21 protein-coding genes are annotated in these 19526 nt (G+C 72.7%); 11 read left to right on the plus strand and 10 right to left on the minus strand.

All coding sequences use genetic code 11. The features are described from left to right. Positions 1-85: 85 nt before the first annotated feature. Entirely contained in the window at positions 86-682 is a 597-nt protein-coding gene (locus HEP85_RS04385) for a GNAT family N-acetyltransferase (protein ID WP_168526359.1), read from the minus strand. 233 nt (positions 683-915) lie between these two features. Here HEP85_RS04385 and HEP85_RS04390 point away from each other — a divergent pair, with 233 nt between their 5' ends. After that, positions 916-1488, plus strand: a complete 573-nt coding sequence (locus tag HEP85_RS04390; protein ID WP_266696681.1) for a TetR/AcrR family transcriptional regulator — start codon at positions 916-918, stop codon at positions 1486-1488. Here HEP85_RS04390 and HEP85_RS04395 read toward each other — a convergent pair. Then, entirely contained in the window at positions 1480-2628 is a 1149-nt protein-coding gene (locus HEP85_RS04395; RefSeq protein ID WP_329285287.1) for a CaiB/BaiF CoA-transferase family protein, read from the minus strand. The two genes, HEP85_RS04390 and HEP85_RS04395, sit on opposite strands and share 9 nt — an antisense overlap. Before the next feature lie 76 nt (positions 2629-2704). On the opposite strand from HEP85_RS04395, the gene HEP85_RS04400 reads away from it, so the two are divergent. Next, positions 2705-3895: an acyl-CoA dehydrogenase family protein gene (locus HEP85_RS04400; protein WP_168526361.1), complete on the plus strand. Its 1191-nt coding sequence runs from the start codon at positions 2705-2707 to the stop codon at positions 3893-3895. A gap of 16 nt (positions 3896-3911) precedes the next feature. Here the strand turns inward: HEP85_RS04400 and HEP85_RS04405 are convergent, their stop codons facing one another. After that, positions 3912-4700: a polysaccharide deacetylase family protein gene (locus HEP85_RS04405; RefSeq protein ID WP_168526363.1), complete on the minus strand. Its 789-nt coding sequence runs from the start codon at positions 4698-4700 to the stop codon at positions 3912-3914. A 250-nt stretch (positions 4701-4950) separates the two neighbouring features. On the opposite strand from HEP85_RS04405, the gene dhaK reads away from it, so the two are divergent. From dhaK to HEP85_RS04420, 3 genes are all read left to right on the plus strand, one after another. Beyond that, positions 4951-5943: a dihydroxyacetone kinase subunit DhaK gene (gene dhaK, locus HEP85_RS04410; protein WP_168526365.1), complete on the plus strand. Its 993-nt coding sequence runs from the start codon at positions 4951-4953 to the stop codon at positions 5941-5943. A gap of 154 nt (positions 5944-6097) precedes the next feature. After that, positions 6098-6697: a dihydroxyacetone kinase subunit DhaL gene (dhaL, locus tag HEP85_RS04415; RefSeq protein ID WP_168526367.1), complete on the plus strand. Its 600-nt coding sequence runs from the start codon at positions 6098-6100 to the stop codon at positions 6695-6697. Next, a complete protein-coding gene (locus HEP85_RS04420) occupies positions 6690-7115 on the plus strand; it encodes a PTS fructose transporter subunit IIA (protein WP_329285297.1) in 426 nt (141 codons plus the stop codon). Before dhaL ends, HEP85_RS04420 begins: the two co-directional genes overlap by 8 nt. 226 nt (positions 7116-7341) lie before the next feature. On the opposite strand, the gene HEP85_RS04425 is transcribed toward HEP85_RS04420, so the two are convergent. Further along, positions 7342-8031, minus strand: coding sequence for a glycoside hydrolase family 75 protein (locus HEP85_RS04425; protein ID WP_168533325.1), 690 nt, complete (start codon positions 8029-8031; stop codon positions 7342-7344). 400 nt (positions 8032-8431) lie between these two features. On the opposite strand from HEP85_RS04425, the gene HEP85_RS04430 reads away from it, so the two are divergent. Then, entirely contained in the window at positions 8432-9400 is a 969-nt protein-coding gene (locus tag HEP85_RS04430; protein WP_248001829.1) for a fibronectin type III domain-containing protein, read from the plus strand. A gap of 241 nt (positions 9401-9641) precedes the next feature. Further along, positions 9642-10268, plus strand: a complete 627-nt coding sequence (locus HEP85_RS04435) for a hypothetical protein (protein WP_168526369.1) — start codon at positions 9642-9644, stop codon at positions 10266-10268. Positions 10269-10355: 87 nt separating this feature from the next. Here HEP85_RS04435 and HEP85_RS04440 read toward each other — a convergent pair whose 3' ends face one another. Both HEP85_RS04440 and HEP85_RS04445 read right to left on the minus strand, forming a co-directional pair. Beyond that, a complete protein-coding gene (locus HEP85_RS04440) occupies positions 10356-10970 on the minus strand; it encodes a PadR family transcriptional regulator (RefSeq protein ID WP_168526371.1) in 615 nt (204 codons plus the stop codon). A 61-nt stretch (positions 10971-11031) separates the two neighbouring features. Beyond that, positions 11032-13047 carry an NADPH-dependent 2,4-dienoyl-CoA reductase gene (locus HEP85_RS04445; protein ID WP_168526373.1) on the minus strand — a complete coding sequence of 672 codons (2016 nt, stop codon included), beginning with the start codon at positions 13045-13047 and terminating at the stop codon, positions 11032-11034. Positions 13048-13118: 71 nt separating this feature from the next. Here HEP85_RS04445 and HEP85_RS04450 point away from each other — a divergent pair, with 71 nt between their 5' ends. Next, on the plus strand, positions 13119-13370 hold the full coding sequence (locus tag HEP85_RS04450) for a hypothetical protein (protein WP_369657588.1): 252 nt from the start codon (positions 13119-13121) through the stop codon (positions 13368-13370). Positions 13371-13430: 60 nt separating this feature from the next. On the opposite strand, the gene HEP85_RS04455 is transcribed toward HEP85_RS04450, so the two are convergent. Continuing rightward, positions 13431-14204: a putative protein N(5)-glutamine methyltransferase gene (locus tag HEP85_RS04455; RefSeq protein WP_168526375.1), complete on the minus strand. Its 774-nt coding sequence runs from the start codon at positions 14202-14204 to the stop codon at positions 13431-13433. Between the two features lie 177 nt (positions 14205-14381). Beyond that, the gene (locus tag HEP85_RS04460) at positions 14382-15422 is read right to left on the minus strand and encodes a hypothetical protein (protein WP_248002446.1); all 1041 of its coding nucleotides are present in this window, start codon (positions 15420-15422) and stop codon (positions 14382-14384) included. A 140-nt stretch (positions 15423-15562) separates the two neighbouring features. Between HEP85_RS04460 and HEP85_RS04465 the strand changes: the two genes are divergently transcribed. Next, positions 15563-16048 (plus strand): MarR family winged helix-turn-helix transcriptional regulator, encoded by a 486-nt coding sequence (locus HEP85_RS04465; protein WP_168526377.1) that lies wholly within the window; start codon positions 15563-15565, stop codon positions 16046-16048. Between the two features lie 97 nt (positions 16049-16145). On the opposite strand, the gene HEP85_RS04470 is transcribed toward HEP85_RS04465, so the two are convergent. Beyond that, entirely contained in the window at positions 16146-16877 is a 732-nt protein-coding gene (locus HEP85_RS04470; protein WP_168526379.1) for a GNAT family N-acetyltransferase, read from the minus strand. Next, positions 16874-17794, minus strand: coding sequence for an NADP-dependent oxidoreductase (locus tag HEP85_RS04475; RefSeq protein ID WP_329285313.1), 921 nt, complete (start codon positions 17792-17794; stop codon positions 16874-16876). The genes HEP85_RS04470 and HEP85_RS04475 overlap by 4 nt, the downstream gene beginning before the upstream one ends. A 260-nt stretch (positions 17795-18054) precedes the next feature. Between HEP85_RS04475 and HEP85_RS04480 the strand changes: the two genes are divergently transcribed. Beyond that, the gene (locus HEP85_RS04480; protein ID WP_168526382.1) at positions 18055-18660 is read left to right on the plus strand and encodes a sulfite oxidase-like oxidoreductase; all 606 of its coding nucleotides are present in this window, start codon (positions 18055-18057) and stop codon (positions 18658-18660) included. A gap of 88 nt (positions 18661-18748) precedes the next feature. Then, positions 18749-19468 (plus strand): ferredoxin reductase, encoded by a 720-nt coding sequence (locus HEP85_RS04485; protein ID WP_168533331.1) that lies wholly within the window; start codon positions 18749-18751, stop codon positions 19466-19468. Positions 19469-19526: the final 58 nt, after the last annotated feature.

A 19526-nucleotide genomic window follows, 5' to 3' on the forward strand; every position in this document is an offset into this window, starting at 1 on the left:
CAGGTCCGGGACCGCGCGACGCGAGGGGCGAGCAGCGAAGACCACGCCGTCCGGGAGCGAACCACCGGGGAATCCCGGGCCCAGGTCACCGGCCGGTGACCGGCACGTCCCAGGACCGGGGTCGGGTGAGCCCCTGCCACTCCTCCCGGAGCAGGGCCAGCACCGCGACGTCGTACCGGCGGCCCCGGTGCAGGCAGGCGGAGCGGCGCACCCCCTCCTGAACGAACCCCGCCCCGGCCAGGACGCCGAGGGCCCCGGTATTGGTGGTGTGGGTGACCGCCTGGACGCGGTGCATGGGCAGTTCACCGAAGGCGAGGTCGACGAGCGCGTCGACGGCGTCCGTGCCATGGCCCCGGCCCCGGTGGGCGGGGTCCAGAACCAGCATGATCTCGGCCGTGCCGTCGACCATGTCCTGGTCCGTCAGGGCGATGTGGCCGATCGGCGTGCCGTCCGGGAGCAGGACGAGGAAGTCGTCGCGGTCGTGCTCGTCGCGGTCACGCTCGACGCGCTCGCGCACGGCGGAAAGGGAACGCGGCCACATGCCGATCTCGTGGGCGGCCACGGGGTCGGAACGCCAGCCATGGATCAGCTCCGCGTCGTCGACGTCGAGCGGCGCGAAGGCGACGCCCCTGCCCCGCCAGCAGACCTCCCGAGGCGTCGCCGCCTCCCTTTCCTCGATCATGGACGGAGGCTATCGACCGCCTGGACCGGTGGACCAGTCATTTCCGCCCCCGGCCGGCCTGCCGCGGGCGGGACCCGAATGATCCGGGTCAAGGGGTGCCGTGCGGATCAGGCCGGCCGTGGGGAGCGGCGCGAGCCGACGGGCCGCCGGAGGTCCGGCCCCGCGCGCAGCGGAACGGCTCGGGCTTCCCGACGGGATCCGGCCCCGCGAAGGTGAGCGGTTAGGCTGAGGTCATGCCGTCCACACGTCGAACAGCGCGCCAGACAGACCTCCTCGAACGGCTCGTCGCCTTGCTGGCGGCGGAGGGATTCGCATCGTTCACGCTCGACGAGCTGACCGAGCGGCTGCGCTGCTCGAAGACGACGCTGTACCAACTCGCGGGAAGCAAGCAGGAGTTGGTCCGCGAGGCGGTGAAGCACTACTTCCGGGAGGCGGCCGGCGCCATCGAGAAGCAGGTGGCGGACACCTCCGCGCCGGCCGACCGCGTGGTGGTCTACCTGAACGCGGTCGCGGAGCGGTTGCGCCCGCTGTCCCGGCGATTCCTCGACGACATGGCCCAGTTCGAACCGGCCCGTGAGGTGTACGAGGCCAACACCCGCCTCGCCGCCGCCCGGATCAGACAGCTGATCGCGGACGGCGTCGCCGCGGGCGCGTTCCGTGACGTCCATGCCGCGTTCGTGGGCGAGGTCGTGGCCGCCACCATGCAGGAGATCCAGCGGGGCGAGGTGGCCGCGCGCACCGGGCTGAGCGACGCGGAGGCATACGCGGAGCTGGCCTCGCTCATCGTGCACGCCGTCTCACCCTGACCGGACCACCGGGGTCGAGGACCCGACGCCCCAGTCGCGGAGCACCGACTCGGTGTCCGCGCCCGCCGCGCGGGGTGCCGAGGGCGGTCTGCTGGGGGTGCGCGAGAAACGCGGCGCGGGTGCGGCCTGCAGGATGCCGTCCACCTCGACCAGGGTGCGCCGGGCCACCATGTGCGGGTGCGCGCCCGCCTCGGCGAAGGTGAGCACGGGCGTGACACACGCGTCGGTTCCGGCGAAGTGCTCCGCCCACTCGTCCCGCGTGCGGGAGGCGAACCTGCCCGCGAACCGGGACCGCAGCACCGGCCACCCGTCACGGTCGTCCTGGGCGGGCAGTTCGGCGGGGACGAGACCGAGCCCGTCGAGCAGGGCCGCGAAGAACTGCGCTTCGAGTGCGGCGACGGCCACGTACTTGCCGTCGCCGCACGCGTAGGTGTCGTAGAAGGGGGCCGCCCCGTCGAGCAGGTTCGAACTCCGTTCGTCCGACCACTCCCCCATGCCGCGCAGCGCGTACGCCATCTGGCCCAGCAGTGCGGTCCCGTCGACCATGGCGGCGTCGACGACCTGCCCGGCGCCCGATCGGGCGCGCTCCCAGAGTGCGGCCAGGACACCCACGACCAACAGCATGGATCCGCCGCCGAAGTCCCCCACGAGGTTCAGCGGCGGGGCCGGCGGCCCGTCGTCCCGGCCCATCGCGTGCAGGACGCCGGTGAGACCGATGTAGTTCAGGTCGTGCCCGGGATCCCCGGCGAGCGGCCCGTCCTGCCCCCAGCCGGTGATCCGGGCGTAGACGAGCCGCGGGTTCGCGCCGCGGCAGTCGTCCGGACCGACCCCGAGCCGCTCGGCGACCCCTGGCCGCAGGCCCTCGATGAGTACGTCGGCCCGCGCCGCCAGGCCTCGCACGAGCGCCCGCCCCGCGGGATTCTTGAGGTCGGCGAAGACCGACCGGCGGCCACGCTGCACGGCGTCGGCCGCGCCGGCCGGCCCCAGGCTGAGCGCCCGGCCGGACGGCCGCTCGACCCGCACCACGTCGGCGCCCAGGTCGGCCAGCACCATGGCCGCGTGCGGAGCCGGCCCGAGTCCCGCGAGTTCCAGGACGCGCAGGCCCGCGAGTGGGCCGACGGATCCCTCTCTGGACTGCATGGCTATACGGTACCAAAAACGATACTGTTGTATCGATCGCCGTATCATTATTTCCCCGAGCGACCGAGGAATCACCATGCCAGCCACCCGAACGCTGCCCGCCCAGGAAGCCGTCGACCTGATCGGCCTCACCCGCGAGCTCGCCGAGAAGGAGCTCGCCCCTCGCGTCGCCGAGGCCGAAGCCGAGGAGAAGTTCCCCCGCGAGGTCTTCCGCACCCTCGGCCGGGCCGGTCTGCTGAGCCTGCCGTACGCCGAGCAGTACGGCGGTGGCGGCCAGCCGTACGAGGTCTATCTCCAGGTCGTCGAGGAGATCGCGGCCGTGTGGGCCAGCGTCGCGGTCGGCGTCTCGGTGCACGCGCTGTCCTGCTTCGCCCTCGCCGCGTTCGGCACCGAGGAGCAGAAGGACAAGTGGCTGCCCGGCATGCTCGGCGGGGAGCTGCTCGGTGCCTACTGCCTGTCCGAGGCCCATGCCGGATCCGACCCCGCGGCGATGCGCACGCGGGCCGTCAGGGACGGCGACCACTACGTGCTCGACGGTGCCAAGGCGTGGACCACGCACGGCGGGCACGCGGACTTCTACACGGTCATGGCGCGGACGTCCGACACGGGCTCGCGGGCCATTTCCTGCTTCCTCGTCCCGGCCGACACCCCTGGCGTCATCGCCGATCCGCCCGAGCACAAGATGGGTCTGACCGGGTCGGCCACCGCCACCGTGCGCCTGGAGAACGTCCGCGTTCCCGTGGAGTACCGGATCGGCGAGGAGGGGCAGGGCCTCGCGATCGCCTTCGCCGGACTGGACTGCGGCCGCCTCGGGATCGCGGCGGTGGCCACGGGCCTGGCCCAGGGAGCGCTGGACCACGCGCTGCGGTACTCCCGCGAGCGGGAGACCTTCGGCCGCCCGATCATCGAACACCAGGGGCTGGCCTTCGTCCTCGCGGACATGGCCGCGGCCGTGCAGGCCTCCCGCGCCACCACGCTCGCCGCCGCGCGGCTCAAGGACCAGGGACTCCCCTTCAGCTGCGAGGCGTCCATCGCCAAGCTGATCGCCACCGACAACGCCATGAAGGTCACCACCGACGCCGTCCAGGTACTGGGTGGCGCCGGATACACCCGCGACTTCCCGGTCGAGCGCTACATGCGCGAGGCCAAGGTCATGCAGATCTTCGAGGGCACCAACCAGATCCAGCGCCTGATCATCGGCCGGGCGCTGCGGGAGAACGACCGGGGCACCCTCAGGGTCCACGACCAGGAGACGCCCCGGCCCTGACCACACGCCTCGCGGGTCAGCGCACGGGGAAGCCGAAGGAGTACCCCTGCCGCTTCAGCCACGGCAGGATCTCACGCAGGGCGCGGACGGTCTGGGAGCGGTCGCCGCCCCCGTCGTGGAAGAGGACGGTCGGGCCGTTGGAGATCTCCTGCTTGACGGTGGCGACCAGCACGTCGGTGCCGGGCCGCTCGAAGTCCTTGGTGTCGACGTTCCAGCCCAGCGGCCGCATCCCGTGCGAGGCGGCCAGTTCGCGGCTGTACGGCGTGAAGGCGCCGCCCGGGGCCCGGTAGTACTGCGGCCGGACGCCCCCTGACGCCTTGGTGATCATGCGTTCGGCGTCCAGGATCTGCCGCGCCTGGTACGACTCGGACTTGGTGTCCATGGTGGTGTCGTGCGACACCGTGTGGTCGCACAGCCGGTGCCCGGCCGCCACGATCTCCCTGACCAGGTCCGGGTGCGCCTGGGCCTGGGTGCCCACCATGCAGAACGTGGCCTTCACGCCGTACTCCCGAAGCGCCTTCAGCACCCGCGGTGTCCAGACCGGGTCCGGTCCGTCGTCGACGGTGATGTCGACACCCCGGGCGCCGCGGTCGGAGGCATGGGCGATGGCCACCGACACCGGCACTCTCGCGGGTCCCCGGGCGTGCGGCCGGAAGGGCCGGGCCGCGGCTTCCACTCGTCCGGGCCTGCTCTCCACGGGTCCGGCCTGCGCGCTCCACACGGAAGTCGCGGCGGCCACCGCCGTCACGCCGACCGCCGCCGCGAGCACCCGGCCGTACCATCCCCGCCCGCCACGCCGCGCCACGTCGGCATGCCCTTCAGGGGCCCGCGTCCCGGACGGCGAAAGCGGCCGCGGACCGTCCGAACCGGCCGGTCCGCGACCCGAACCGACCCGAGCGTGTCGGTACACGTGACCATCGCCCTTCCAAGACCGATACTTCGCAGTGACGAGCCCTCAGCACCGACGAACGCCGGAACCGGGCACCCTCCGTACCCAACGAACGGGCGAGAACGCAGGTCACGGGCTCCACTCTTACGCTCACCAGGAGGCACCCATGAAGATGCTGATCAACGTGGCGGAGACGGTGGTCGCGGACGCGCTGCGGGGTATGGCGGCCGCACACCCGGACCTCACGGTGGATGTCGAGAACCGCGTGATCGTACGGCGTGACGCCCCGGTGGCCGGAAAGGTGGGTCTCGTCTCCGGCGGCGGATCGGGCCACGAGCCCCTGCACGGCGGATTCGTCGGTCCCGGCATGCTGTCGGCGGCCTGTCCGGGCGAGGTCTTCACCTCTCCGGTGCCGGACCAGATGGTGCGGGCCGCCGCCGCCGTGAACAGCGGCGCGGGCGTGTTGTTCATCGTGAAGAACTACACCGGTGACGTGCTGAACTTCGACATGGCGGCCGAACTCGCCGAGGACGAGGGCATCCAGATCGCCAAGGTGCTGGTCAACGACGACGTCGCCGTCACCGACAGTCTTTTCACGGCCGGCCGGCGCGGCACGGGCGCGACGCTGTTCGTGGAGAAGATCGCGGGCGCCGCGGCCGAGGAGGGCGCCCCGCTGGAGCGGGTGGAGTCGCTGGCCCGTCAGGTCAACGAGAACTCCCGGAGTTTCGGTGTCGCGCTCGCCGCCTGTACCACTCCGGCCAAGGGCAGCCCCACCTTCGACCTGCCGCCCGGGGAACTGGAGCTGGGCGTCGGCATCCACGGCGAGCCCGGCCGGGAGCGGCGCGCGATGATGACCTCGCGCGAGATCGCCGACTTCTCGGTGCACGCGATCCTGGAGGACATGAACCCGCGCAATCCCGTCCTCGTCCTGGTCAACGGTATGGGCGCGACCCCGCTCCTGGAGCTGTACGGGTTCAACGCGGAGGTGCAGCGGGTGCTCGGCGAGCGCGGTGTCCCCGTCGCGCGCACGCTGGTCGGGAACTACGTCACCTCGCTGGACATGGCCGGTGCCTCGGTGACGCTGTGTCAGGTGGACGAGGAACTGCTGCGTCTGTGGGACGCGCCGGTGAAGACACCGGGGCTGCGCTGGGGCGTGTGAGCCGGCCCGCCGCCCGGCAGGCCACAGCCACAGCCACAGCCACAGCCACAGCCACAGCCACAGCCAGGGTCACGGTCTCGGTCACGGTCACAACCGCGGGCAGGCCCACGACTCATCTCATCGGCCCAACGTTGGTACCACGCAAGGAGATTCTGTGCTCGACGCCGATTTCTTCCGCCGCTGGATGACGGCGACCGCCGCGTCGGTGGACCGTGAGGCCCAGCGGCTCACGGAGCTGGACTCGCCGATCGGCGACGCCGACCACGGCAGCAATCTGCAGCGCGGGTTCACCGCCGTGGTGAACGTGCTGGAGAAGGACGCGCCGGAGACCCCCGGCGCCGTCCTCACACTCGCCGGACGACAGCTGATCTCCACGGTCGGCGGCGCGTCGGGGCCCTTGTACGGCACCCTGCTGCGCCGTACCGGAAAGGCCCTCGGGGACGCCGCCGAGGTCTCCGAGGACCAGTTCACCGACGCGCTGCGGGCGGGCGTCGACGCGGTCATGGCGCTGGGCGGGGCCGCACCCGGCGACAAGACGATGATCGACGCACTGGTGCCCGCGGTGGACGCGCTCACCGACTCCTTCGCCGCCGCGGCCACGGCCGCGGAGGAGGGCGCCGCGGCCACGATCCCGCTGCAGGCCCGCAAGGGCAGGGCGAGTTATCTGGGCGAGCGGAGCATCGGGCACCAGGATCCCGGCGCCACCTCGTCGTCCTTGCTGATCGCCGCACTGGTGGAGGCGTCCGGTGAGTGACTCCGACAACACCGCGGACAAGCTCGTCGGCATCGTGCTCGTCTCGCACAGCGCCGCCGTCGCCGCCTCGGTCGCCGAACTGGCGACGGGGCTCGCGGGCGGCGGCGTCACCGCACCCGTCGCCCCGGCCGGCGGCACGGCGGACGGCGGCCTCGGCACCAGCGCCGAACTGATCTCGGCGGCGGCCGCCTCCGTGGACCGTGGCGCCGGGGTGGCCGTCCTCATGGATCTGGGCAGCGCGGTGCTCACGGTGAAGGCCCTCCTCGCGGAGGGCGACGAACTGCCCGGCAACACCCGCCTGGTGGACGCGCCCTTCGTCGAAGGCGCGGTGGCCGCGGTCGTCACGGCCTCGGCGGGAGCGGACCTCGCGGCCGTCGAGGCGGCGGCCGCGGAGGCGTACACGTACCGGAAGGCTTGAACCCGCAAGACGTGAGGCAGGCGCGCGAAGGGGCACACGGGCGAAGGGCCGGGGCCCGCCGTTCCACGACCGGAGCCGGAGCCGGGGCCGAAGTCCCCGATCCGGAGCCCCCGGGTTCACGCCCGGGGGCTCCCCGTCCGGCGCGCCCTCCGTGGGACCGGCCTCCCTCCGCCGCGACGGCGACGTCACCTCGGGCAGCCCACCCGGGCCGAGCACAGGACCCCGCTCATCCGTCCCGCAGGAACAGCCTGGCCAGCCGCTCGCCCTCCGCGAGGGCGGCCGCGTGGTCCTCGATGGGCTGCACGCGGGAGTCCTTGAAGGCGATGTAGGTGACCCCTGAGGCCGTCCCGCCGTGACGCGGGTCGGCGCCGATGCCGAGCGCCTTGGCGGTGGCGTACGAGGCCTCGCCGATGATGTGGCGCGGGCCGGTGTCTCCGACGACCGCGTACTGGACCCGGTCCCGGTAGATCACGGCGACCACCGACCCGCCGCGGATCCCGTGGTCGCGGTGGTTCCACAGGCTGCTGGGGGCGGGCACGACGACGTAGGGAAGGGTCTCGGCGCTCAAGTAGCGCCCGTCCGACTGCCGGTAGGCGGTGGCCGCGGAGAAGAGCGGGTCGGTCCGACGATTGCACAGGGCCCCGGGACGCCCGTCGCAGTCGATGTCCATGTCGGCCTTCCAGAAGACGACGCCCGGCGCCCCGCAGACGGGGATCTCGGCGCGGGTGCCTTCGTCGGTGCGATAGCGCCCCTTCGACACAGGAACGCAGTCCCGCACCTTCGCGAGGAGGTCGGCGGCCCGTACGGTTCCCTCCCCCACCGCCGGCGCAGTGGGGTCCGGGTCGGCGGCGGCGCACAGCGCGGGTACGAGCACGACGGCGCCGGCCGCGGCCAGGGTGAGCGACCGGACACGCAGGGCACGCAGGGCACGCTGGGTACGCAGGGCACGCACGATGAAGGACCCTCTCCCCGGAGACGTTGACGGGCTTTCACCAAATCTGGTGCGCGTCCGACAGCGCGTCCACCTGGGAGGGCCGGAAGGAGCACGGCGGGCCCGGCGGGCGCGTACCGCGGCCGAGGGCCCGAGCCTCGGTCGGCTCGGGCCGCTCGACCGCCCTCGCCGGCGCGGAAACAGCGACGACAGCGGTCCGCGCCGTGGGTGCGAACTCCCCTGGCGGGTGGGCGAGTTCGCACCGCATCAGGATCAGCATACGTAGCCGACGGCGGTCCGACGAACGCCCGCCCGTCCTCTTGATGTGGCCGCGTCAGCCGTGTCTTATAGGTACAGACCAATCCCGTCGAGGGAAGGCAGACCCGTGCGACGCGTTTTCCCGGCGTTGGTGTGCGGCTCACTGTTCGTCCTGACCTCGTGCGCCGGGGGTGCGGACAGCCCCGGCGTACCACTGCCCCCGGCCCCGATGGGGGTCACGGCGGCGGCGGGCAGTTCGACCAGCGTGCACGTGATGTGGAACCGGGTCTCCGGAAAACCGGAGGTCACCGCCTATGAGGTATATCGCGGCACCACCAAGGTCGACCGGGTGCCCGGCGCGGAGCACATGGTGGACGTCACCAGACTCGCTCCGTCCACGACCTATGCCTTCACCGTCCGGGCCCTGGACTCCGACGGGAACCCCGGACCGCCGAGCGCCGAGGTCCACGCCACCACACCGGCCGCGGTCGCCGCCGACCGCGTTGCGCCGAGCCGCCCCGGACGGCCGCGCGGCAAGGCGATCGGGAGCCGGGCGGCGCAGTTGGAGTGGTCGCCGTCCACGGACGCCCGGGGCGTGGCCTCGTACGACATCTACCAGGGCGGCTCGAAGGTCCACAGCGTCGGCGGCGCACAGACCGCGACGGTGGTGACCGGGCTGCGCCCCGGCACCGACTACTCCTTCACCGTCAGGGCACGTGACGCGGCCGACAACCTCTCCCCCGCGAGCGCCGCCGTACGGCTGGCCACCGAACCGGGCGCGGGCGACGGCCGGGGCACCGCGCCGACCGGCTTCCGCGTCAGCGCCCACCGCACGGACGGCGCCTACTACCTGGACCTGTCCTGGATCCCGCCCCGCACGGACGGGGTGATCACGGAGTACCGGATCGATCTGGACGGCCACCAGGCGACCTCGCTCGTCTGGGGCGGCACGCCTCCCCGTGGCAGGTCCACGTACAGCTTCTACGTCGGCCGGGACGCCGGGGTCGCCTACCGGGTGCGGCTGCGGGCGAAACTGCCGGACGGGACCTGGGGCGGGTTCTCGGTGGAACGGTCCGTGACGACGGACGGGGGCTGACGTGCGGGGCGTGACGGGTGACAGGTGGCGGAGACGGGTGGACGACGGGCGGCCGCTCGTTCGGGACGGCCGCTGACGAGGGCGCCCGTCCGCCGGACGAAGGAATTCGTCACCTGCCCGGTCCCGTCCGCATGCGGGCCCGCCCGGAGGCACGTTGGCTCGTCCCGGGGCAGCACGGGCCTTTCCCTTCCCCGGCGGCGCATCGGACGTCCCGCCAACCGTGCCGCCGGAGGACAGTCCAATGCGCACTACTCGGGATTTCCGCCGCTCAGGGGCGGCCCTGGCCGTCGCCGCGCTTCCGCTGACCCTGGCCACGGCGACCACCGTCGCCGCGGCTTCGGGCATCTCCGTGAGCACCAGCGGTTCCAAGGTCACGGTCACCACCAGTGCCTGCCGGAGCGTGGACGGCGGTTTCGGCAGCGCCTCCCTGCTCTCCAGCGGGCAGTCGAACTTCTCCCAGGGGCGACAGATGTCGCTGTCCGGGACGAGCGCGGGTCAGTCGGCGGTGTGGTCGAACGTCGGTGCCGGCACGTACACCGTCATCGTGCTCTGCCAGGACGGCCGGACGGCGGGCACCCGGGCCGTGGTCGTCCCCTCGCCATCGGCGCCGTCGGCGTCCGCCGCACCCTCGGCGACTTCGCCGTCCGCGCCGTCCGCGGCGTCCCCTGCGTCTTCTGCGCCCCTTGCGTCGTCGGCACCCACCGTCCCGCATTCGGCCGCGCCGACGCGCGGGGTACTGGGTGGTCTCGGCGGGGCGGCCACGGACCACAGCACGGCGACCACGGTGGCCGGCGGGGTCCTGGTGACCACGGGTGTCGTGGCGACGGCCTGGTTCCTGCGCCGCAGGTCCGAGCCCCACCGGCGCTGACACTCCGGTCCGTCACCCCCACGGCCACCCGTCCGACGCGGACCGCTCCACCTCACGTCAACCCGACGCGGACCGCTCCACCTCACGTCAGTCCGACGCGGACCGCTCCTCCTCGGGCGCGTCCGATGCGGGCCCCGGGCTCGTCTCCTCCCGCGGCGCGGACGGGTCACCCAGGTGCCCGAACTCCTCCAGCGCATGGCTCAGCCACTGCGTCCAGAAGGTCTCCAGGTCGATACCGGCCCGCAGCACCAAATGCCGCAGCCGGTCCTGGGGAGCGTTCCTGCCGGGTGGGAAGTCCCGCTCCTCGATCTCCTCGTACTCCACCAACTGCCGCTGGTGAAGCGCGAGATGGCGACGCAGGTCGGTCTCGATGCCCGCCGTGCCGACGACGGCCGAGGCCCGCAGCCGCAGCAGCATCGTGTCCCGCAGGGGCTTGGGGTCCTGGGTGACGGCGGTCCAGCGGGCCAGCTCGTCGCGGCCCGCCGGCAGCACTTCGTAGCTCTTCTTCTGTCCCCGGGCCGGCTGCGCGGACGGCAGGGCGCGGATGTACCCCTCGGACTCCAGCTTTCCCAGCTCGCGATAGATCTGCTGATGCGTCGCCGACCAGAAGTAGCCGATCGACTTGTCGAACCGCCTGGTGAGTTCGAGTCCCGACGAGGGCCTTTCGAGCAGGGCGGTGAGGATCGCGTGCGGGAGTGACATGGGTTCATCCTAGGGAGGGCCGCCCACGGGGACGGCCCTCGCTGTCGTCGGTGCCCGGGGTCTACAGCGCCGCCGCCAGCTCCGTGCCCTGCTTGATGGCCCGCTTGGCGTCCAGCTCGGCGGCCACGTCGGCACCGCCGATCAGATGCACGCTGTGCCCCGCGGCGGACAGCTCCTCGTACAGGTCACGGCGGGGCTCCTGCCCGGTGCACAGCACGATGGTGTCGACCTCCAGCACCTGGCCCGCGCCGTCGACGGTGACGTGCAGCCCGGCGTCGTCGATACGGTCGTACCGGACACCGGGAACCATGGTGACGCCTCGGTGCTTGAGCTCGGTGCGGTGGATCCAGCCCGTGGTCTTGCCGAGTCCGGCGCCGACCTTGGAGGCCTTGCGCTGCAACAGGTGGACGGTACGCGGCGGTGCGGACCGCTCGGGCGTGCCGAGGCCGCCGGGGGCGCGGTAGTCCATGTCGACACCCCAGTTGCGGAAGTACGTCGCCGGGTCCTCGCTCGCCTTGTCGCCGCCGTCGGTCAGGTACTCGGCGACGTCGAAGCCGATGCCGCCGGCACCGAGGATCGCGACGCGGTCGCCGACGGGGGCCTCGCCCCGCAGGACGTCGAGGTAGCCGACGACACTGGGGTGGTCGACGCCGGGTATCTCGGGCGTACGCGGACGTACGCCGGTGGCGACCACCACCTCGTCGTAGCCGGACACGTCCCCGGAGGCGACGCGGGTGTTCAACCGCACGTCCACGCCGTGCCGTTCGAGTTGGGTGCGGAAGTACCGGATCGTCTCGTCGAACTCCTGCTTGCCGGGGACCTTGCGGGCCACCTTCAGCTGGCCGCCGATCTCGCCGGCGGCGTCGTAGAGCGTGACGTCGTGGCCGCGCTCGGCCGCGGAGACCGCGCAGGCCAGTCCGGCGGGGCCCGCGCCCACCACGGCCACCCGCTTGCGCAGCCGGGTCGGGGCGAGGACCAGTTCGGTCTCGTGGCAGGCCCGCGGGTTGACCAGGCACGAGGTGATCCGGCCGCTGAAGGTGTGGTCGAGACAGGCCTGGTTGCAGCCGATGCAGGTGTTGATGGCCTCCGGCTGCCCGGCCGCCGCCTTGGCGACGAAGTCGGGGTCGGCGAGCATCGGCCGGGCGAGCGACACCATGTCGGCGTGGCCGTCCGCGAGCAACTGCTCGGCGATCTCTGGGGTGTTGATGCGGTTGGTGGTCACGAGCGGGACGGAGACGGAGCCCATCACCTTCTTGGTCACCCAGGCGTACGCGCCGCGCGGCACGGAGGTGGCGATGGTGGGGATACGGGCCTCGTGCCAGCCGATGCCGGTGTTGATGATCGTGGCTCCGGCGGCCTCCACGGCCCGGGCGAGTGCGATCACCTCGTCCAGTGAGGAGCCGCCCGGCACCAGGTCCAGCATCGAAAGGCGGTAGATGATGATGAAGTTCTCGCCGACGGCCTCGCGCACCCGGCGGACGATCTCGACGGGGAAGCGCATCCGGTTCTCGTAGGAGCCGCCCCAGCGGTCCTCACGACGGTTGGTCTGGACGGCGATGAACTCGTTGATCAGGTAGCCCTCGGAGCCCATGATCTCGACGCCGTCGTAGCCGGCCCGCTGCGCGAGCCGGGCGGCGCGCGCGTAGTCGTCGATCGTCTGCTCGACCTCGGCGTCGGTGAGCGCGTGCGGCGTGAAGGGACTGATCGGTGCCTGCAGGGCGCTGGGCGCGACCAGGTCCTGGTGGTATGCGTACCGCCCGAAATGCAGGATCTGCATCGCGATCTTCCCGCCCTCGCGGTGCACCGCGGCGGTGATCCCGGCGTGCTCGTCGGCCTCGGCCTCGGTGGTCAGCTTCGCGCCGCCCTCGTAGGGCCGTCCCGCGTCGTTGGGCGCGATGCCACCGGTGACCATGAGACCGACACCGCCGCGGGCCCGGGTGGCGTAGAACTCCGCCATCCGCTCGAAGCCTCGCTCGGCCTCCTCGAGCCCCACGTGCATGGAGCCCATGAGGACGCGGTTGGGCAGCGTGGTGAATCCCAGGTCGAGCGGGTTCAGCAGGTGCGGGTAACGGCTCATCGGGCCCTCCGTACGCGGTGTCGTACGTCTGTTGTAGACGACGGAACGCGCCTTGTGCAACTAGTTGCATAATGAGGAGGGTCACTCCGGGCCGGTCAGCCGAGGGCCACCCGGGCGACGAGTTCGGCGCGGAGTTCGGGAAGAACGGCCCGGCGTTCGGCCGCCGGGAGATCCGGCACCGCTTCGCCCACTTGGACCGGGACGGGATCGGACTGACCGCCGAGGAGCGGGCGGGGCTCGAGGCCGGTCCGAACGTCACGGCCGGGCCTCCGTCTCCCGCCTCCGGTCGGCCACAGTGGGGTGGCGCGCCCGGGGCAGGATGACGATCCAGGGCCGAAAGCGGCATGCCGGACGGCCGGGGTCGGCCGCCCGGCGCCTGCCGCTCAGGGCATGGTGCCGATCACGACGTTGGCGTACAGCTCGTCGGAGACGGCCAGTCCGGCGATCAGACCGCTGCGCGCGAAGGCCTCCACGGCCAGGGGCGCCTGGGGTTCGCTCGTCTCGACCAGGAGGCTGCCGCCGGGGGCGAGCCAGCGGGGCGCCTCGTCGGCCACCCGGCGCAGGATGTCGAGGCCGTCCGCGCCACCGTCGAGGGCGGTGAGCGGCTCGTGGTCGCGGGCCTCCGGCGGCAGCAGACCGACCTCGTCCGTGGGCACGTACGGCACGTTGGCGGCGAGGACGTCGACGCGACCGCGCAGGATGTCGGGCAGAGCCGCGTACAGGTCACCCTGGTGGACCCGGCCCCCGAAGGGCGCGACGTTACGGCGGGCGCAGCGGACCGCGGCCGGGTCGATGTCGGCGGCGTGCAGTTCGGGTCCGCCGAGGGACGCGGCCAGCGCGGCGCCGACCGCGCCCGAGCCGCAGCACAGATCCACGACCACGGAGACGTTCCGCGCCAGGGCGACAGCCTGGTCCACGAGGAACTCGGTACGGCGGCGCGGCACGAACACGCCCGGTTCCACTGCGATGCGCAGACCGTGGAACCCGGCCCAGCCGAGGACGTGTTCGAGGGGAAGGCCCGAGACGCGCCGGTCCACCATGGCGGTGACCTCGTCCGGGGTGCGGGCGGTGGAGCGTATCAACTCCGCCTCGTCCTCGGCGAAGACACAGCCCGCGGCACGGAGAGCGGAGACAACGGGATCGGATGGGGAAGGCATCGAAGCCGAGAGCCTTTCGGTGAGCCGAAGGGCGCTCTCGCGGTCGCCTACCGGCGCTGAGCCGCGTCGACCCGAGGTGAGAGCACCCGACCTGAACTGGCGGTAATGGGTCCCACCTCCTCGGCAACTCCTGGGCTGGGGCGTTCCACAGCCGGGACGGTCACTTTACAGGAACCGTCAGACGACGACCGACTCCTCCAGCTCCTCCGCGGCCTCCCGTTCCCGTGCCGCCTCCCGCTCCCGCTCCCGCGAGCCGCCGGGCCGTTCTGGCTCCTCCGGCGGAACGAGCGCCGGCTCCTCCCGTACGGCTTTCCGGGCGCGCCCGCGCTCGACGGCACCGGCGACGGCCGTGACCAGCAGACCGACGACCAGCCAGACGACCAACGTCCCGATGTCGCCGGACAGTCCGTCCCGGCCGAAGTAGAGGAGGCTGCGGATGCCCTCGACGAAGCCGGCACCGTTCCAGAAGGAGTGCAGCGCGCCGAAGAAGCCGTTCTGCAGCTCGGGCCGGAACAGACCCCCGGAGCTGGTGAAGTTGAGCATCACGAAGAGCACCATCATGGCGAGGGTGGTCCACCGCTTGAGGAACGTGTGGAGGCCGACGCCGATGAAGAGGATGCCCGCCGAGTAGAGCCAGGCCACGCCCCACAGGCTCGCGAGGTCGTGGTGCGCGAGATGGAACACGGGTCCGGCGAGCAACGCGCCGATGGCGCCCACCACCGCCGAGACCCCGACGGCCAGCAGGGCCCGTATGCGCAGCGGCAGCTCCGCGCCGGCGGCGCCGAGCGCGGCGACGGACGCGTAGGACCCGATGCTCAGCGCGATCAGGAGGAAGAACAGGCCCTGGCCCGTGGGGTCGTCGGCGACGGTCGGGGCGACGTCGGTGACCTTCAGCACCTCGCCCTGCCGGGCGGCGACCGGTGTGAAGACCCTCTCGACAGCCGTGGCGCCCATGTCGGACGCGGCGGTGGCGACCACGAGTTCGGGTGACCCGGCCCCCGGCACATAGGCGCCCGTGATGTCACGGGACCTGAGCAGACCGACCGCCTCGGCGCGCGTCGCCACGGTCCGTACGTCGAGCTTGCCCCCCGCCGCGTCCTTGACGGTCTGGGCGAACACCTTCGTCTCGGCACCGGAGCCCACGACGGCCACCGGGAGATGGTGCGGCTCGGGCGTGACGAACGCACCCATATAGGCCAGCCCCATGCCGAGACACATCAGCAGCGGGGTGACCAGGTGCGTGAGCACATGGCGCAGGGCCGGTGAGCGCAGTCCGGTGACCACGGAACCTCCTTTGATTGGCATATACAACCATCCATCAAGTTGTACTATACAACCAGAAGAGCGAGGGAGGTCCCATGAAGGCAGCCGAAGGGCCCGATGAGACCGTCGTCACCACCGGTGCGGCGGCCGTCGAGACCATCCAGCGCGAGATGACGGCCTTCGCCCGGCGCGCCAGGGCCTCGGCCGGGCGCATGCACCCGGAGCTGTCGCTCGTCTCGTACACCCTGCTCGGCCACCTGGAGGAGAGCGGCGGCTGCCGTGCGACCGACCTGGCCGCGCACTACGCGCTGGACAAGTCCACGGTGAGCCGTCAGGTGGCGGTGCTGGAACGGGCCGGGCTCGTCGAGCGGCGGCTCGACCCGGACGACCACCGGGTACAGGTACTGCAGCTGACGGAGGCGGGCACCCGGATCCTCGCCCAGGTCACGGAGAGCCGGCGGATCGCCTTCCGCGAGCGGCTCGCGGACTGGCCGGCAGAGGACCTGGAGCGGTTCGCCGCGTATCTGGTGCGGTACAACACCACGTCCGGGGCGTCCGCCAGGAAGGCGCGGGAGAGCTGACGAGTCCTCCGGCGGGAGGTGCCCTCAAGGCGCCTCCCGCCGCCGTCCGGGCGCCGGGCGACCCCCGTGCGCCGCCCGACGCCCACGGCCCCGGTCGTCAGCGGGCTCCCACGGTCTGCCCGTCCGCCAGGTGTTCGGGTACCCGCGCGGCCAGGAAGCGGGTCGTGCGCCGCAGTTCGAAGCCCAGGGACTCGTAGAGACGGATCGCGCCGGTGTTCTCGGCCGCGGTGTGCAGGAACGGCGTCTCGCCCCGCTCGCGTATCCCGTGCGCGACGGCGAGGATCAGCCGGGAGGCCAGGCCCTGGCCGCGGAAGTCCGGGTCGGTGCAGACCGCGCTGATCTCGGTCCAGCCCGGCGGGTGCAACCGCTCCCCCGCCATGGCGATCAGCGCACCGCCCCGGCGGATCCCGAGGTAGGTGCCGAGTTCGACGGTGCGCGCCAGGAAGGGGCCGGGCCTGGTGCGCTCCACCAGGTCGAGCATCTCCGGTACGTCGGCGGAGCCGAGCCGTACCGCTTCGGCGTCCGGCGCCGCGGCGAGCCCGGCGTCGACGAGCTGGACGCCGTCGATGCTGAAGGTCAGCTCCCAGCCGTCCGGCGTCGACCCGTTGAACCCGGCCAGCGGAGCCTCGCCGCCCGGACCCACGAGGGCCGCGAGGTCCGCCCAGTCGTCCGCGTCGGGGACGTCGGGCAGGGCCAGCCACGGGGATACGTCGACGGCGTAGCGCAGGACGCGGCCGCGGCGTTCGGCGAAGTGGGCGTGCGGGCCGGTCAGCGAACCGAGGGCGGGGTTGTCCAGCGGGTGCGCGGCCGCGGTACGGGCGTCGTTCATCGGGCGACCTCGATCACGATCTTGCCGCGCGCATGGCCGTCCTCGACCGTGCGCAGCGCCTCGGCGGCCCGGTCCAGCGGGAAGGTCCCGGTCACGAAGGGCCGGAGCCGGCCGTCGACCACGAGCCGCGCCACCTCGTCGAGGACGGCGGCCGTGCGGGCCCGCTCGACGCCCGCTCCGCCGAGCCGCGCGACCGTCTCCCGGTCGGCGCCGGTGATCAGCTTCGTCCGGTCGGCCAGCAGGGTCGCCGCGGCCTCCAGCACCTCGCCGCCGACGAGGTCGAGGACACCGTCCACACCGTCCGGCGCCGCCGCCGCCACCCGCTCGGCCAGGCCGGGTCCGGACGGGACGTGCACGGCGCCGAGCGACTCGACGAAGTCCTTCTTGCCGTCGCTCGCGACCCCCACCACGCGCAGTCCGAGCACGTGCGCGATCTGCGCGGCCGCGACGCCCACACCGCCGCCCGCGCCGGTGATCAGCACGGTCGCGCCGGAGGGCAGGCCGAGCTGGTGGATCGCGTCGTACGCCGTCGCCGCCGCGACGGGCAGCGTCGCCGCGTCCGTGAACGACAGCGCGGCGGGCTTGTGGGCGGTCACCGTCGTGGGCAGCAGGGCGTAGTCGGCGTATCCGCCGGTCACCGGGTTGCCGAAGACCTCGTCCCCCACCGCGAACCCGGTCACGTCGGGGCCGGTCTCCTCGACCACTCCCGCGACCTCGTTGCCGAAGACGGCCGGAAGCTCGCGGGCCGCGGCGCCGGGGCGCCGGTAGCCCGTCCGCTGCTTCCAGTCGACGGGGTTCACACCCGCCGCGCGGACGGCGACGAGTACCTGGCCGGCTCCCGGGCTCGGCCGGTCCTGTTCCACCAGGGCCTCGGCCTCGGGGCCGCCGTACCGGGTGAAGACGTACGCCTTGGGCATCCTGCTTCCTCGCTCTCCCTCGCTGTCACCGGTGGCGGGGGCGCACCGGGGTCGGCATGGGGGCAAGGACGATCACGCCGCGGCTATTCCCCGACCTCGGCAGCGTTCATCCGTCCGCAATGATTCGCGGCCTCGCCCGGGGACGGAGCACGGCCGCGGGCCACGTACGGTGGAAGGCGCACGCGCCGGGGAACGCGTGCGCACCGATCCCGCTCGATCTGCGGGCCGTCGCACCGGGCGGCCTGGAGGCAACCAGTCCCATGAACGTCACCCGAGGTTTCGCCGGACGCCCGCGCGTCCACCACACCGGGCTGCCACCCGGCCAGTACGACGCGGGCGACGACTGGCCCGTGCTGTCCGCCGAGGTCACGCCCGCGCTCGCGGCCACCGACTGGACCTTCCGGATCGACGGTCTGGTGGCCGAGCCGCGCACCTGGGACTGGGAGCAGGCGCACGCGTTGCCCGCCTCGGCGTACGAGGGCGACATCCACTGTGTGACGAGCTGGTCGAAGTTCGGGGTGCGCTTCGGCGGCGTCTCCCTCGACGCGTTCCTGGAGCGGGTGCGCCCCCATGGAGGCGCCACCCATGTGGTCGCCTACTCGCACACCGGGTACACCACGAACCTCCCGCTCACCGACCTCACCGGCGGCCGTGCCTGGATCGCCTGGGAGTACGAGGGGAAGCCGCTGCCCGCCGAGCACGGTGGCCCGGCGCGGCTGATCGTGCCGCACCTGTACTTCTGGAAGAGCGCCAAGTGGATCGCGGGCCTGCGGCTCCTGGACCACGACGAGCCGGGCTTCTGGGAGCAGAACGGCTACCACGCACGCGGCAATCCCTGGGAGGAGCAGCGCTACTCCGGTGACTGACACGACCGCCTCGCCGAGCGGCCTCGTACCCGCGAAGCCCCTCGAGCCCCCGGCCACGGGCGCCTTCGTCCCCGTCACGAGCTTCGCCGTGCCGGGGCGGATCGCCGTGAGCGGCCAGACCGCCGCCACCTGGCGCGAGGCCACGATCACCGACATCCGCCGGGAGACACCGCACGCCACCACCTTCCGGTTCGCGGTACCGGGCTGGCCGGGGCACCTGCCCGGCCAGCACCTGATGCTGCGGCTGACCGCCGCGGACGGCTATGTGGCGCAGCGCCACTACTCCATCGCGTCGCCGCCCGACGACACCGGGCACATCGAGCTCACCCTCGACCATGTCGAGGGGGGTGAGGTCTCCGGCTGGTTCCACACCGTGGCCGCGCCGGGGGACACGGTCGAGGTCCGGGGCCCGCTCAGCGGGTTCTTCGCCTGGCCCGGCGACCGGCCGGCGCTGCTCGTCGGCGCCGGCTCCGGTGTCGTACCGCTGATGTCGATGCTGCGCCACCACCGGCTGCGGGGACTGGACGTGCCGTTGCGGCTGCTCGTCTCCACGCGCAGCCCCGAGGAGCTGATCTACGCGCGGGAGTACGGCGCGGAGACGACGGCCGTCTTCACCCGTGGCGCCCCGGAGGGTGTGGCCGTCGGACGTCTGGCGGCCGCGCATGTGGCACCACTCCTGGCAGCACAGCCTCCTGGTGGGTGGGAGGCCTATGTGTGCGGCTCCAACGGGTTCGCCGAACACGCGTCGCGGCTGCTGGTGGAGGCGGGGCAGCCCGTGGACCGGATCCGCATCGAGCGCTTCGGCTGAACCGGGCACGTCGCCCAGCGAGGTCAGGGCGCGTCAAGCGGTCCAGGGGCATCGGGGG

The sequence above is a fragment of the Streptomyces sp. RPA4-2 genome (assembly GCF_012273515.2).
Classification (GTDB): domain Bacteria; phylum Actinomycetota; class Actinomycetes; order Streptomycetales; family Streptomycetaceae; genus Streptomyces; species Streptomyces kaempferi.

Coding starts and splice junctions, on each gene's coding strand:
- HEP85_RS04385 (WP_168526359.1), bottom strand. CDS start 682: ATGATCGAGGAAAGGGAGGCGGCGACGCCTCGGGAGGTCTGCTGGCGG.
- HEP85_RS04390 (WP_266696681.1), top strand. CDS start 916: ATGCCGTCCACACGTCGAACAGCGCGCCAGACAGACCTCCTCGAACGG.
- HEP85_RS04395 (WP_329285287.1), bottom strand. CDS start 2,628: ATGCAGTCCAGAGAGGGATCCGTCGGCCCACTCGCGGGCCTGCGCGTC.
- HEP85_RS04400 (WP_168526361.1), top strand. CDS start 2,705: ATGCCAGCCACCCGAACGCTGCCCGCCCAGGAAGCCGTCGACCTGATC.
- dhaK (WP_168526365.1), top strand. CDS start 4,951: ATGAAGATGCTGATCAACGTGGCGGAGACGGTGGTCGCGGACGCGCTG.
- HEP85_RS04435 (WP_168526369.1), top strand. CDS start 9,642: ATGCGCACTACTCGGGATTTCCGCCGCTCAGGGGCGGCCCTGGCCGTC.
- HEP85_RS04440 (WP_168526371.1), bottom strand. CDS start 10,970: ATGTCACTCCCGCACGCGATCCTCACCGCCCTGCTCGAAAGGCCCTCG.
- HEP85_RS04445 (WP_168526373.1), bottom strand. CDS start 13,047: ATGAGCCGTTACCCGCACCTGCTGAACCCGCTCGACCTGGGATTCACC.
- HEP85_RS04450 (WP_369657588.1), top strand. CDS start 13,119: ATGAGGAGGGTCACTCCGGGCCGGTCAGCCGAGGGCCACCCGGGCGAC.
- HEP85_RS04455 (WP_168526375.1), bottom strand. CDS start 14,204: ATGCCTTCCCCATCCGATCCCGTTGTCTCCGCTCTCCGTGCCGCGGGC.
- HEP85_RS04460 (WP_248002446.1), bottom strand. CDS start 15,422: ATGTGTCTCGGCATGGGGCTGGCCTATATGGGTGCGTTCGTCACGCCC.
- HEP85_RS04465 (WP_168526377.1), top strand. CDS start 15,563: ATGAAGGCAGCCGAAGGGCCCGATGAGACCGTCGTCACCACCGGTGCG.
- HEP85_RS04470 (WP_168526379.1), bottom strand. CDS start 16,877: ATGAACGACGCCCGTACCGCGGCCGCGCACCCGCTGGACAACCCCGCC.
- HEP85_RS04475 (WP_329285313.1), bottom strand. CDS start 17,794: ATGCCCAAGGCGTACGTCTTCACCCGGTACGGCGGCCCCGAGGCCGAG.
- HEP85_RS04480 (WP_168526382.1), top strand. CDS start 18,055: ATGAACGTCACCCGAGGTTTCGCCGGACGCCCGCGCGTCCACCACACC.